The organism is Vreelandella boliviensis LC1 (genome assembly GCF_000236035.1).
GTDB classification, from domain to species: domain Bacteria; phylum Pseudomonadota; class Gammaproteobacteria; order Pseudomonadales; family Halomonadaceae; genus Vreelandella; species Vreelandella boliviensis.
In genome coordinates, this window is sequence record NZ_JH393260.1 from 180,891 (window position 1) to 193,623 (window position 12,733).

General features: G+C 56.7%; 12 protein-coding genes. 8 read left to right on the plus strand and 4 right to left on the minus strand.

Annotated elements, in window-relative coordinates; genetic code table 11:
* Nucleotides 1-12: 12 nt before the first annotated feature.
* Nucleotides 13-993, plus strand: coding sequence for an EF-P lysine aminoacylase EpmA (gene epmA / locus KUC_RS17770; protein ID WP_040481540.1), 981 nt, complete (start codon nt 13-15; stop codon nt 991-993).
* A gap of 32 nt (nt 994-1,025) precedes the next feature.
* On the opposite strand, the gene asd is transcribed toward epmA, so the two are convergent.
* Genes asd through rsgA form a run of 3 tightly spaced genes read right to left on the minus strand, consistent with a single transcriptional unit; the run spans nt 1,026 to nt 3,750 of the window.
* Complete coding sequence (gene asd, locus KUC_RS17775; RefSeq protein ID WP_007114638.1) at nt 1,026-1,859, minus strand: archaetidylserine decarboxylase; 834 nt, start codon at nt 1,857-1,859, stop codon at nt 1,026-1,028.
* A gap of 10 nt (nt 1,860-1,869) precedes the next feature.
* Nucleotides 1,870-2,712 carry a sulfurtransferase gene (locus KUC_RS17780; RefSeq protein ID WP_007114639.1) on the minus strand — a complete coding sequence of 281 codons (843 nt, stop codon included), beginning with the start codon at nt 2,710-2,712 and terminating at the stop codon, nt 1,870-1,872.
* A gap of 18 nt (nt 2,713-2,730) precedes the next feature.
* Nucleotides 2,731-3,750 (minus strand): small ribosomal subunit biogenesis GTPase RsgA, encoded by a 1,020-nt coding sequence (gene rsgA / locus KUC_RS17785; protein WP_040481544.1) that lies wholly within the window; start codon nt 3,748-3,750, stop codon nt 2,731-2,733.
* Between the two features lie 157 nt (nt 3,751-3,907).
* On the opposite strand from rsgA, the gene orn reads away from it, so the two are divergent.
* Entirely contained in the window at nt 3,908-4,513 is a 606-nt protein-coding gene (orn, locus tag KUC_RS17790) for an oligoribonuclease (protein WP_007114641.1), read from the plus strand.
* Nucleotides 4,514-4,561: 48 nt separating this feature from the next.
* Here orn and queG read toward each other — a convergent pair whose 3' ends face one another.
* On the minus strand, nt 4,562-5,656 hold the full coding sequence (gene queG / locus KUC_RS17795; protein ID WP_007114642.1) for a tRNA epoxyqueuosine(34) reductase QueG: 1,095 nt from the start codon (nt 5,654-5,656) through the stop codon (nt 4,562-4,564).
* Nucleotides 5,657-5,821: 165 nt separating this feature from the next.
* On the opposite strand from queG, the gene KUC_RS17800 reads away from it, so the two are divergent.
* The 6 genes from KUC_RS17800 to hfq all read left to right on the plus strand — a co-directional run bounded on the left by KUC_RS17800 (nt 5,822) and on the right by hfq (nt 12,705).
* Nucleotides 5,822-7,294 (plus strand): bifunctional ADP-dependent NAD(P)H-hydrate dehydratase/NAD(P)H-hydrate epimerase, encoded by a 1,473-nt coding sequence (locus tag KUC_RS17800; protein ID WP_007114643.1) that lies wholly within the window; start codon nt 5,822-5,824, stop codon nt 7,292-7,294.
* A gap of 11 nt (nt 7,295-7,305) precedes the next feature.
* Nucleotides 7,306-7,839 (plus strand): tRNA (adenosine(37)-N6)-threonylcarbamoyltransferase complex ATPase subunit type 1 TsaE, encoded by a 534-nt coding sequence (gene tsaE, locus KUC_RS17805; protein WP_007114644.1) that lies wholly within the window; start codon nt 7,306-7,308, stop codon nt 7,837-7,839.
* Nucleotides 7,830-9,293 carry an N-acetylmuramoyl-L-alanine amidase gene (locus tag KUC_RS17810; protein ID WP_007114645.1) on the plus strand — a complete coding sequence of 488 codons (1,464 nt, stop codon included), beginning with the start codon at nt 7,830-7,832 and terminating at the stop codon, nt 9,291-9,293. The genes tsaE and KUC_RS17810 overlap by 10 nt, the downstream gene beginning before the upstream one ends.
* A gap of 18 nt (nt 9,294-9,311) precedes the next feature.
* Nucleotides 9,312-11,219, plus strand: coding sequence for a DNA mismatch repair endonuclease MutL (mutL, locus tag KUC_RS17815; RefSeq protein ID WP_007114646.1), 1,908 nt, complete (start codon nt 9,312-9,314; stop codon nt 11,217-11,219).
* A gap of 105 nt (nt 11,220-11,324) precedes the next feature.
* Nucleotides 11,325-12,263, plus strand: coding sequence for a tRNA (adenosine(37)-N6)-dimethylallyltransferase MiaA (miaA, locus tag KUC_RS17820; RefSeq protein ID WP_040481546.1), 939 nt, complete (start codon nt 11,325-11,327; stop codon nt 12,261-12,263).
* A gap of 193 nt (nt 12,264-12,456) precedes the next feature.
* Entirely contained in the window at nt 12,457-12,705 is a 249-nt protein-coding gene (gene hfq / locus KUC_RS17825) for an RNA chaperone Hfq (RefSeq protein ID WP_007114649.1), read from the plus strand.
* The last annotated feature ends 28 nt before the right edge of the window (nt 12,706-12,733 follow it).

Genomic DNA, 12,733 nt, shown 5'->3' on the forward strand with positions numbered 1-12,733 from the left:
CAAGGAGTTATTATGGCCATTGATTGGCAACCTTCCGCATCTCTTGAAACGCTGCGCGAAAGGGCACGGTTAATGGTCAAAGTGCGCGATTTTTTTGCCCAGCGTGACGTATTGGAAGTGGAAACGCCAGTGCTGGGGCAGGGGGGCAGCACGGATGTACACTTGGTGTCGCTGCACACCTTGGCGCGAACAGACAAAGGCCAGCGCCGCCTATGGCTGCAAACCTCCCCCGAATTCCATATGAAGCGCTTGCTCGCAGCGGGCAGTGGGCCGATCTTTCAGCTCGCCCGTAGTTTTCGTGACGGTGAAATTGGTGGCCGCCATAATATTGAGTTCACTATGCTGGAGTGGTATCGGCCGCAGTTTACGCTGGATCAGCTGATTGATGAGACCGCGACGCTAATCATGTCACTGCTGCCCAGTTTTCCCGGCCCACTTGTGCATTATCGCTACCGGGAGCTGTTTCATACCTATTTAGAGATTGATCCGTTTACCACGCCTCTGGAAAAGCTGCGTTCGTTAGCCGCTAAACGGGCACAAATGTCTGCCCAGTCCTTAGCCGCTGAAGGCCGTGATACCTGCCTTGACCTGTTGATGAGCGTGGTGATAGAGCCGCAGCTAGGCCAGCGTGAGCTAAGCGTGGTGTTAGATTATCCTGCAAGCCAAGCGGCACTGGCGCGACGCCATCAAGATGTAGACGGTGAGTGGGTGTCTTCCCGCTTTGAGGTTTATCTAAATGGTATTGAGTTGGCCAACGGCTACGATGAGCTGATTGATGCGGCTGAGCAGCGGACCCGTTTTGCTGACGATAACGCTGAACGCCGCCGCTTGGGCTTGCCGGAAGTAGATGTAGATGAGCGACTACTGGCTGCACTCGAGCACGGAATGCCTGAAGGTGCCGGTGTAGCGCTGGGGATAGATCGTTTGATCCAGTTGGCATTAGGCAAAGCACGCCTGGAAGACGTGCTCGCATTCTCAACGCCTAATTGCTAGAAAGCCGCTATTAACTAGAGAGTAGCTATTAACTAGAAAGTAGCTAACGACTCTCCCATGCTGACCATCTTCGCAGGGGGATGCTCTTCAAATCTAACGGGTTTGGCAAAGCACATCACCACGGTAGAGCCGAGCTTGAAGCGACCCATCTCTGCGCCTTTTTCTAACGTAATGGGTTGGCCAAACTGCATGCGTTGCGGCTGGCCCGCCAGTGGCGTTACCTGCCCTGACCAGACAGTCTCGATAGCAGCAACAATCATCGCGCCGACCAAAGTCATCGCCATTGGGCCGTGTTCAGTATCAAAGATACATACTAAACGCTCGTTGCGGGCGAACAGGCCCGGCACGTAGTTAGCGGTGGCTTGGTTGACCGAGAAGAGCCGCCCGGGCACGTAGATCATCTCGCGCAGAGTGCCGGTTTCCGGCATATGCACCCGGTGGTAGTCCCGCGGCGAGAGGTACACGGTGGCAAAACTGCCGCCGAGAAACTCTTCTGCCAAAGCCGTATCGCCGCCCAGCAGGGTTTGGGCGGAGTAGGTGTGGCCTTTTGCCTGCACCAACTGTCCGGCCTGTAGGCGTCCGTATTGGGAAAGCGTGCCATCGGCGGGGCTTAGGATGCCATCGCCCAGTGGGCGCGCATCGGCTTTTAGTGCGCGGGTGAAAAAGTCGTTAAAGGTGGCGTAAGCGGTAGGGTCAGGTTCCAACGCTTGGCTCATATCCACATCAAAGCGTTTGATAAATGCCTTGATCAGGGTGTTTTTCACCCAGGGGTTATCACACTGGGCGAACTTGCCTGTCAGGCGCGAGAGCGCGTGGTGAGGCAGCGGGTATTGGAGTAGCGAAAAGGCTTTTTGGGAAAGAGTCACAGTAATATTTTCACTTCTCGATCGGTGTGTCGTCGCGGTTGCCCCATTCGCCCCAGGAGCCTGCGTAGCCGCGCACATTAAAGCCCAACGCCTTGCCGACCAGCCAGGTAAAGCTGCTGCGGTGGTGGCTCTGGCAGTGGGTGGCGATTTCCATTTCCGGGGTCAGGCCCAGTGCGCCCAGTTCGGTGATTAGCTCGGCGTAATCGCGAATGCGCAGCGCACGCTGGCGATCCATGGCCTGCAGCCAATCCATATTGACCGCGCCAGGAATGTGGCCTAGGTGCTTGTTGTTACCGCGTTCGCCGTCATACTCGCCTTTGGAGCGCGCATCCCATACCGCGAACTGCCTATCGTCGAGCTTCTCTTTGATCTCTTCAAAAGTGATCAGGGTGTTGGGATTGAGAATCTCAGCATGGTATTCGCTGGGGGTGGGAGCGGTCGGTTCGCTGCTCTCTTCAAGGCCCATATCGCGCCAAGCGTGTATGCCGCCGTTCAAATAGGAGTAGCGAGTGTGGCCGATCAGGTCTAGCGTCCACAGTAACCGCGCCGCCCAGCCGCCTCCTTCGTCGTCGTAAGCTACCACGTGAGTATCGCGGGTCAGGCCAAGGGCACTGAACAGCCTTGATAGCGCCTCTACGCTGGGAACGTCGCTGGGTACCGGCCCATCACCGCGCATCAAATAGCGAAAATCGAGGAAAAGAGCGCCAGGCACATGGCCTTGGCGATAGCTTTCGCCGTTGACCGGCACATCGATAATCAGCAGCTGTGGATCATCCAAATGTTCCTGCAGCTGTTCGGGTTCAACGATCAGCGGCAGCAGGTTGGATTCCGACGATTGGCTTTCGGTGCTCATGGCTCACTCCTGTAAATCCTAGCTATCCAAACTATCGAGAATGCGCCGATAGCTGGTAAAGCGTGCTGGATGAATCTTGCCTGCATCGACCGCTGCGAGTAAAGCACAGCCTGGTTCATTACGGTGGCGGCAGTCACGGAAACGGCAGTGCCCAATATAGTCGTGAAACTCAATAAAGCCGTCGGTGACTTCCTGCTCGTTGAGGTGCACCAAGCCAAACTCGCGAATACCTGGTGAGTCGATGAGATCGCCGTCGGCCACTTCAGCGCGGCTCATGGTATAGAGGCGTGCTGTGGTGGTGGTGTGAGTACCTTTGCGGGAGTCTTCCGAAAGCGCGCCAATGCGCAAGGTCTCATCGGGTAGCAGCAAGTCGATTAGCGATGACTTACCAACGCCGCTTTGACCGACAAACACCGACGTGCGGCCTTCAAGCTGGCTGCGCAGCTCATCTAGCCCGGTTTCGGTGGCGGTGGTGGTGCGCACTACGGGGTAGCCCAAATCGCGATAGCGCTCCAGTAGTTTACCTAGCTCGCCACCATCTTCCGGTAGTAGATCGGTTTTGTTGAGCACCAGCACTGGTGCTATACCAGTGGCTTCGGCGGCGACCAGGTAGCGGTCAATGAGGTTGGCGTGGGGCGCGGGTTCCACCGCAAACACAATTAACAACTGATCAATATTGGCGGCCACCGGTTTGAGCAGGCCGCGAGCGTCAGGGCGTTTTAGTACGCTATCGCGCTCTTCCCGGGCCACCACCACGCCTGAGCCTTCTTGCCCTGCGCGCCATATCACCCGGTCGCCGGTAACCAAACCATCCAGATTGGCGCGCAAGTGGCAGCGCACCGGTTCATTATCACTGTTGCGCACCTCTAGGGTGCGTCCAAAGTGAGCAACGACACGGCCCGGCTGTTCGGCGCCATATTCGCCTGCGGCAAGTTTTTCAGCGTCCTGCACATCGCGTTTTTCCGCGCGCTGGGCACGTTCCGACTGGACTTTATCGACGCGCCACTGCTGCTGGCGACTTAATTTACGTTTGCTCATGACCACCTGATGATCGTTACAATAGCGGTCATTGTACCTAGCAAAGGTGTCATTGTATTGATCTAGTCGCTACGCTTGCTTGTATAGCTGCTTGGCGGGCTTATTTAAGGCACACTTGCATGATGTTAATCGTTATTTAGGCTAAGGAAGAACGCTAATGAGCAACGAAGCGACGGGTGCGGCGAAAGATCAAATGGCACCACGGGATGATCTGCTGGTTTGGATTGATCTAGAGATGACCGGTCTAGACCCTAATAAAGAGCGCATCATTGAGGTCGCCACACTCATTACTGATGCGGATTTGAATGTGGTCGCGGAAGGGCCGGTGATTGCGGTGAAACAGCCGGATAGCCTGCTGGCGCAGATGGATGAATGGAATCAGAAGACCCACGGCGAGTCGGGCTTAGTCGCACGGGTCAAAGCCAGCCAGGTAGAAACCGCCGAAGCCGAGCAGCAAACCCTGGCGTTTCTACAGCAGTACGCGGTGGCAGGTTCGTCACCGATGTGTGGCAACAGTATCCACCAGGATCGGCGTTTTCTGGAGCGAGAGATGCCTGCGCTGCTTAATTTTTTCCATTACCGCAATCTTGATGTGTCTAGCATAAAAGAGGTGGCCAAACGCTGGAACCCAGGCGCGCTGGCGGGCTTTAGTAAGCAGAATGTACACTTGGCCATGGACGATATTAAAGAGTCGATTGCTGAGCTGGCCCACTACCGCAGTACTTTTTTGCGTGTTGACCAGAGCAGCGATGAAGAAGAGTAGCTAAGAAGAAAAGTAGCTAGGAAGAAAAGTAGCTAAGAAGAATAGAAGCTAAGAAGAGAGGATGTCGGTAGCAATTCGCTTATCACGCTTGAGGCGCTGCTCATCAAGCGCCCAGGCGACGTGTTCACGCACCAGTGTGCTGGGGTAGGCTCTGCGCGCCCATAGTGCGGCTTCCACAGCCTCGCTCCAGGGGGCGTTACCCAGGCCAATGGCGATATTACGCAGCCAGCGCTGGTAGCCAATGCGCCTAATGGGACTGCCGGCGGTTTTATCTAGAAACTCCGCTTCGCCCCAGCAAAATAGGCTGATAAGTGATGCGCGATCTAGGTCATGGCGCGGTGCAAAGTCATCTTCCTGGGTAATGCGGGTAAAGCGGGTGAACGGGCATACCAGTTGGCAGTCGTCGCAGCCGTAAATACGGTTGCCCATGGCGCGGCGAAACTCAACCGGGATCGCACCGTGCAGTTCGATGGTGAGATAAGAAATGCACTTGCGGGAGTCGACCACTTTATCGTCGACGATGGCGCCGGTAGGGCAGGCGGTGCGGCAAGCGCTGCAGCTACCGCAGTGTTCGTGTTCAAACGGTGCGTCAATGGGGAGAGGTAGATCGGTATACAGTTCGCCAAGAAAAAACAGCGAACCCGCTTTGGGGTTGAGCAGCATAGCGTTTTTGCCAAACCAGCCAAGGCCCGCTTTTTGGGCTAGAGCGCGCTCCATCACCGGCGCTGAATCTACAAATGCGCGGTAACCAAAGTCTCCGACTTCCTGCTCAATTTTTTTTGCTAACAGGGCTAACCGTTTGCGTATTAGCTTGTGATAATCACGCCCTAAGGCGTAGCGCGATACATAGGCGCGGCTGGGTTGGCCGAGGACCTTGGTGCTCTCCACCTCAGCGGGAAGGTAGTCCATGCGCACGCTGATAATGCGCTGCGTGCCGGGCTCAAGCTCCCCAGGGCGGGTGCGCTTGGTGCCATGCTTGGCCATAAAGCCCATTTCGCCGTGGTAGCCGTTTTCCAGCCACGTGTCGAGGTGGGCTTCATGAACCGACAATTCAGTATCGGTGATGCCCACTTGCTGAAAGCCCAACTCTCGCCCCCAGGTTTTAATTAGGTCGGCAAGGTGAGCAAGCTTCTGATCAGTCATTGCATCATCAGAACGTGCAAAGACAGTGGAATTTGGCATGGTTATTTAAACAAGTCAGTCAAATAGGTAGTCAATCAACAGTAAGGCGTCAGGCGCGCTATGCTAACGCATCGCTAGCCATCAAAACATGCCAAAGGAGCGATCGTGACGATCCCGAATACTTCCATGCTACGCCCTCTATATAAAGCCACTCAGGTGCGGGAACTAGATCGTCGCACTATTGCCGGTGGCATTGAAGGTTTTGCGTTGATGCAGCGTGCTGCTTCAAGTGCCTGGCACAGTTTCCGCTCTCGCTGGCCCCAAGCGCGTAGCATATCCGTGCTGTGTGGGAGTGGTAATAACGGTGGCGATGGCCACGTGCTAGCAGCGCTGGCCATGCAATCTGGCCTTAAAGTACAGCGCATTACGCTGAAGCCCCTTGTCGAGCTAAGCGGTGATGCGGCCCGTGCAGCAGAGTTGGCAACATCCGCGGGGGTGGGCTGTGAGCAGTGGCATCCCGGAATTGAGTTCACTGGTGAAGTGATTGTCGATGCGCTGTTGGGTACCGGATTGACTGGTGAAGTACAGGGACACTTCAAGCGTGCTATCGAAATGATCAATGCCGCGCACCGGCCGGTACTGGCGATTGATATTCCCTCAGGGTTGGTCGCTGACACCGGTGCTGTGCCGGGTCTTGCCGTTAAAGCCGCCTGCACGGTGACCTTTATAGGCGATAAGGTCGGTTTGCATACAGGGGATGCTCCGGCCTATACCGGCGAGATCGATTTTCGCCCCATGGGCGTCAAAGCCCAGGCCTATTTTGACATTCCCCCCACGGCTTGGCGTCTGGATGATTCACTGCTGGCAAATGCCTTTGCGCCACGCCTGCGCACCAACCACAAAGGTGACATGGGCCACGTGCTGGTGATGGGCGGCGCCCCCGGTTTCGGTGGTGCAGCGCTGCTGGCCTGCCAGGCCGCGGCGCGCTTGGGGGCGGGTAAAGTAAGCTTGGCGACGGCTCCAGAGCACATCACTGCCAGCTTGGTACGTTGCCCGGAAGTGATGGCCCATGGCGTACGCGGTGGCGCTGAGGCCGCTGAACTGCCTAATAACGCTGACGTTGTGGTGGTGGGGCCGGGGCTTGGTAAGGCTGCCTGGGGGCAGGCGATGCTACAGAGTGCGCTTCAGTCAGATGCGCCGCTGGTGGTGGATGCTGATGGGCTTAACCTGTTGGCGAGCCAATGGCCGGATGTCCGCCGCGATAACTGGATATTGACCCCACATCCCGGTGAAGCCGCGCGACTGCTGGGCTGTGAGGTGGCAGATATTCAGGCGGATCGGCCTGCCGCTGCCCAGGCACTGCAACGCGCTAGAGGCGGCGTGGTAATTCTAAAAGGCGCGGGCAGTTTAATCGCTGGCCCCAGTGGCTTGGTAGTGTGCCCTTACGGTAACCCGGGCATGGCCAGCGGCGGGATGGGCGATGTGCTCAGCGGCATGCTGGGGGCGTTGATTGCTCAGCGTGGCGACGTAGAATTTAGCGCCTGGCTGGGCGCCATGGTGCATGCGTTGGCGGCCGATCGCGCGGCAGAGCAAGAAGGCGAGCGTGGCCTGCTGGCCAGCGATCTGGCATCCTATGCGCGAAAATTGATTAATCCGTGAAGGCAGCCCACATGCAGGTGCAATTAGACAACGAAGAAGCCCAGGTCGCCTTTGGCGAAGCACTCGGGAAGGTGTTGCAAGGACGCGGGCTCGTATATCTAGAGGGGGAGCTAGGTGCAGGTAAAACCACCTTAACTCGTGGCATCCTGCGGGCTTACGGCCATCAAGGAGCGGTTAAAAGCCCCACCTATACCTTGGTAGAGCCTTACGAACTAGGCTCCCAGCGGATTTATCATCTAGATCTGTACCGCTTAGCGGAACCTGAGGAGCTTGAGTTTATTGGAGGGCGTGACGTACTAGCCGACGATGCCCTCAGTATTGTTGAGTGGCCCAGCCGCGGTGAAGGGTGGTTGCCAGCGCCTGACCTTCGCCTAATTTTAGAAGTGGCTGACGCAGGGCGTTTGGTCTCATTGGCAGCGGGCAGTGTTCAAGGCGAGCGTATATTGGCATTGTTACAGAGTAAGGTAAGTGATGACAGTAAGGTGATTGATGTAAGTAAGGTACGTTCCGACCAGCTGGAGAACGGTGTGATTCAATGGAAATGAAGGGCTTAGCGGCACGAGTATATTGTTTATTAGCCGCCAGTTTTTTTGCCCTGGCGGCGGTGAATGTTCAAGCGTCCAGCGTGGAAAGTATGCGTCTTTGGGCGGCGCCGGATCATGCCCGGCTGGTATTTGATCTGTCCACTGCCACGAATGCCAACGTGTTTTCACTAGAGAACCCTGCGCGGTTGGTAATTGATTTAGATGACACTCAAATGGACACCGACCCGAGCACGCTGCCTTTGCACGACAGTGCGATTACCTCGGTGCGCACCGGCACGCGAGAAGGTGGTGGTTTGCGGGTAGTGCTTGAGCTCAATAGAGAAATAGAACCGCGCCATTTTACCCTGACACCTAACGACCAATACGGTCACCGGCTGGTCGTCGATCTTGAGTATCCCGGTGAAAGCGCCGTTGAGAATCCGATCGACCCCATTGAGGCGATGATTCGGGATCAGGAAATTCAGGCCCAGCGGGCATCTACTCAGGGCCAGCTGCCGAGCAGCGTAGTGCCGCCTAGCGACGCAGCACCGGTTGCAGTGCAGGAGGCTAGGCCGCATCCGCGCAGAGACATTATTATTGCCGTCGATGCAGGTCACGGTGGGGAAGACCCTGGTGCCATTGGCCCTGCGGGTACGCGCGAGAAAGACGTGGTGCTGGAAATTGCCCGGCGCTTTGCAGCGCAAGTGAATGGCACCGAAGGCTTCAAGGCTGTATTGGTGCGGGATGGCGACTACTACCTGGGGCTTCGACAGCGCACCGCACTGGCCCGTGAACAGAAGGCGGACTTCTTTGTTTCCATACACGCCGATGCCTTTACCAGCCCACGCCCTCAGGGCAGTTCGGTGTATGCACTATCGCAACGCGGCGCCACCTCGGAAACCGCCCAGTGGCTGGCGGATAGCGAGAACCGCTCCGACCTGATCGGTGGTGTCGATGGCAACCTCTCGTTGCGCGATAAAGATCAGGTGCTGCGCGGTGTGCTGCTGGACTTGACCATGACCGCCACCTTAAACGATTCGCTGTCTATCGGTGGACAGGTGTTAGAGCAGCTAGGGCGGGTTAATCGGCTGCATAAGTCTCGCGTCGAGCAGGCTGGGTTTATGGTGCTGAAATCCCCCGATATACCCTCGCTGCTGATTGAGGTTGGTTTTATTTCCAACCCTGACGAAGAGCGTCGTCTGCGCGACCCTGTGCATCAATCGGGGCTTTCTCAGGCTATTTTCAGTGGCATGCGCGAGCATTTCGAACGCTACCCGCCACCAGCCAGCCTACTGGCCTGGCAGCGTGATAATCAGCGTCGGCCTTCGGGTAATGAGTACCGCATTCAGTCGGGGGATACCCTGTCCGCGATTGCTGTACGTCACGGCGTGCCGGTTAATCAATTGAGGCAGGCTAATGACTTGAATGGTGATGTGATCCGTGTTGGCCAAGTGTTACATATTCCCCGTTCATGAGGTGTCGTATTGACTGATATGACCGCTACCGCGCCACGTATTCATGTACTCGACCCACGGTTGGCCAACCAGATTGCCGCCGGGGAGGTGGTTGAACGACCCTCATCAGTAACCAAAGAGCTGATTGAAAACGCTATCGATGCAGGCAGCCAGCGCATTGAGGTGGAGATTGAACAGGGCGGCGCGCGGCTGATTAAGGTGCGTGATGATGGTATCGGCATTGGCGAAGAAGATTTGCCGCTGGCACTGGCCCGTCATGCCACCAGTAAGATTGGCAGCCTGGAGGACTTAGAGGGCGTTAGTTCGCTAGGCTTCCGTGGTGAAGCGCTGGCATCAATTAGCTCCGTCTCACGGCTCGAGCTGATCTCCAATGCCGAAGAGGATCCCCGCCATGGCTGGCGGGTGGTCGCGGAAGGGCGGGGAATGGATGCACGGGTGACACCCGCACCACATCCTCGTGGTACTAGTGTCGGCGTGCGTGATCTATTTTTTAATACCCCCGCTCGGCGCAAGTTTCTGCGCACTGAAAAAACTGAATTTGCCCATGTGGAAGAGGCGTTTCGCCGCCAAGCGCTATCACGTTACGATATCGCCTGGGTATTGCGCCATAACCAAAAAGTCATTCATCAATTGCCCGCCGGTCATTCTGCGGCGGCCCGGGAGCGGCGCATTGCCTCGTTGCTGGGCAAGAATTTTATCGAGCACGCCCGCTATATCGAGCGCGAAGCGGGCGGCTTGCGGCTAAGCGGCTGGGTGGGACTGCCCACCCACTCCCGCTCCCAGGCCGACCAGCAGTACTTTTTTGTCAATGGGCGCGTAGTGCGTGATCGCTTGGTCGCCCATGCGGTGCGCCAAGCCTATCGCGATGTACTCTTTAACGGCCGTCATCCGGTGTTTGTGCTCTATCTGGAGCTTGATCCAGACGTGGTCGACGTTAACGTTCACCCCACCAAGCACGAAGTACGCTTTCGTGATGGCCGTATGGTGCACGATTTTCTCTATTCGAGCCTCCATCACTCTCTGGCGTCTGCTAAACCTGCCGAAAGCCCTGGAGAGGAGGATGCTGAGGTGGCTGATACGCCCGGCGCATCGGCACAGGGCGAGGCTTCAGAAGCGAACGCTGAACAGCCCCGTTGGCAGCAGCAGGGGATCGCACTGACCCACTCGCCGGATCGTCACCCTGGTGCAGAGCGTGTGCGCCGCTTTATGCAGGGTTATCAGGCGCTCCACCCCAATCACGAAGAGACGCTGTTAACGCCGCAGCCGAGCGCTCCCAGTGAGCGAGGTAGTGAGGTACGTGAAGCGCCCCTGGCAATGCCCGATAATGACCCCACTGCGCCACCACCGCTTGGGTTTGCACTGGGGCAGTTGCACGGTATTTATATTCTGGCTCAGAACGCTGAGGGATTGGTGCTGGTGGATATGCATGCCGCCCATGAGCGAATCGTCTATGAACGCATGAAGACACAGCTGGCCGCCGCCAAAGGGTTGGATGCCCAGCCGTTGCTAGTGCCCGTCTCGATTGCCGCTAGCCGGGCCGAAGTGGCCACGGCAGAGAGCGAGCAAGCGGCGATTGCCAAGCTAGGTATTGAGCTTGATGTCGCCGGGCCAGAGACGCTGCTTGTGCGCCAATTGCCCGCTTTACTTGCTCAGGCTGATCCCGAGGCGTTGGTCCGTCAGATGCTGGAAGAGCTGGCGCGCTATGGGCGTACCCATCAAGTCGAGGCGCGATTGCATGAACTACTCTCTACCATGGCTTGCCATGGCAGCGTGCGTGCCAACCGGCGGCTCACTATCGACGAAATGAACGCGCTACTGCGCGACATGGAGCGCACCGAGCGCAGCGATCAATGCAATCACGGCCGTCCCACCTGGACCCAGATGGGCCTGAAAGCCCTTGATCGGCTCTTCTTGCGAGGACAATAGCTGTGTGGGCAATAGCTACTTTGAAAATAGCTACCTGGACAATGGCTACGAGGTGGACAGCCGGGCAATCAGAACTCACCATTTTCTTACCTAATGGAACCGAGCATGGCTGATACCCGCCCCTGGGCGATATTTTTGATGGGCCCGACGGCTGCCGGGAAAACCGATGCGGCGATGGCGCTGCACGAGCGCCTGGGGCACGAGCTGATTAGCGTTGACTCGGCGATGGTGTATCGCGGCATGGATATTGGCAGTGCCAAGCCCAGCGCAGCTGAGTTAACCCGAGCGCCCCACCACTTGATCGATATCCGCGATCCCGCAGAGCCCTATTCGGCCGCCGATTTTCGTGTGGATGCGATTTCACTAATGCGACAAATCAGCGCGGCGGGCAGGGTTCCGCTCTTGGTCGGCGGTACCATGCTCTACTATAAGCGGCTGGTTGAAGGGGTGGCAAACTTGCCCTCTGCCGACCCGACGATTCGCCAACAGCTTGAAGCGCAGTGGCAGAGCGAAGGGCTATTGTCGCTACATCAACGCCTGGCAGAGGTGGATGCGGTATCTGCGCAGCGCATTCATCCAAATGACCCGCAGCGCGTAATGCGCGCGCTGGAAGTGTACTACGCCAGCGGTCGGCCGATGAGTGAGCTGTGGGCGGAGCAGCAGCCGGAAACCTTTCCCTGGCGGGTGCTGTCGATAGCTTTGGCACCTAGGGATCGCGGCCTGCTGCATCAGCGTATTGCTCAGCGTTTCGAAGTAATGTTGGGTGAGGGCTTGATAAATGAAGTCGCTGCCCTCAAAAAGCGTAATGACTTACATTTAGGCCTGCCGGCGATGAAGAGTGTGGGTTATCGCCAAGTGTGGGAGCACTTAGAAGGTGATTACGATTATGCCTCTCTCGTTGAGCGAGGCGTGATCGCAACTCGTCAGCTAGCCAAGCGTCAGTTAACCTGGTTAAGAAGTTGGCCAGAGCTTAATTGGGTTGATTCACAGCGTTCGGACGCGCTGGATCAGGTGCTGAAACTCGTGCGTGAAAGCGGTGCTTAGCGTAAGATAGTCCTTTAAGATAGTAATTTAGTAAACGTGTGTTTTCGATTGGCAGAGTGATTGAGCCTTTCGAGTACCACTAGGCTCTTCGGGCATCACTTGGCCTTTCGGGCAGTAAATAATAGTGCGGCGTAGCACCAGTAGGGCACGCCATTTGATAATTAACCCCAACGACAGTTTTAGGGAGAGCAACATGTCCAAAGGGCAGTCCCTTCAAGACCCGTACTTGAACATTCTGCGCAAGGAGCGCATTCCGGTCTCTATCTTTTTGGTCAACGGCATTAAGCTGCAGGGCCAGATCGAATCGTTTGACCAGTTTGTTATCCTGTTACGCAATACCGTCAGCCAGATGGTTTATAAACACGCTATTTCTACGGTTGTTCCATCTCGTAACGTACGCTTGCCTGCGCAAGACCCGGCAGAGCAGGATGCGGAGATTTAACACCGCTGAAGAAGCAAGAGAGTCCACG

Coding starts and splice junctions, on each gene's coding strand:
- epmA (WP_040481540.1), top strand. CDS start 13: ATGGCCATTGATTGGCAACCTTCCGCATCTCTTGAAACGCTGCGCGAA.
- KUC_RS17780 (WP_007114639.1), bottom strand. CDS start 2,712: ATGAGCACCGAAAGCCAATCGTCGGAATCCAACCTGCTGCCGCTGATC.
- rsgA (WP_040481544.1), bottom strand. CDS start 3,750: ATGAGCAAACGTAAATTAAGTCGCCAGCAGCAGTGGCGCGTCGATAAA.
- orn (WP_007114641.1), top strand. CDS start 3,908: ATGAGCAACGAAGCGACGGGTGCGGCGAAAGATCAAATGGCACCACGG.
- queG (WP_007114642.1), bottom strand. CDS start 5,656: ATGACTGATCAGAAGCTTGCTCACCTTGCCGACCTAATTAAAACCTGG.
- KUC_RS17800 (WP_007114643.1), top strand. CDS start 5,822: ATGCTACGCCCTCTATATAAAGCCACTCAGGTGCGGGAACTAGATCGT.
- tsaE (WP_007114644.1), top strand. CDS start 7,306: ATGCAGGTGCAATTAGACAACGAAGAAGCCCAGGTCGCCTTTGGCGAA.
- KUC_RS17810 (WP_007114645.1), top strand. CDS start 7,830: ATGGAAATGAAGGGCTTAGCGGCACGAGTATATTGTTTATTAGCCGCC.
- mutL (WP_007114646.1), top strand. CDS start 9,312: ATGACCGCTACCGCGCCACGTATTCATGTACTCGACCCACGGTTGGCC.
- miaA (WP_040481546.1), top strand. CDS start 11,325: ATGGCTGATACCCGCCCCTGGGCGATATTTTTGATGGGCCCGACGGCT.
- hfq (WP_007114649.1), top strand. CDS start 12,457: ATGTCCAAAGGGCAGTCCCTTCAAGACCCGTACTTGAACATTCTGCGC.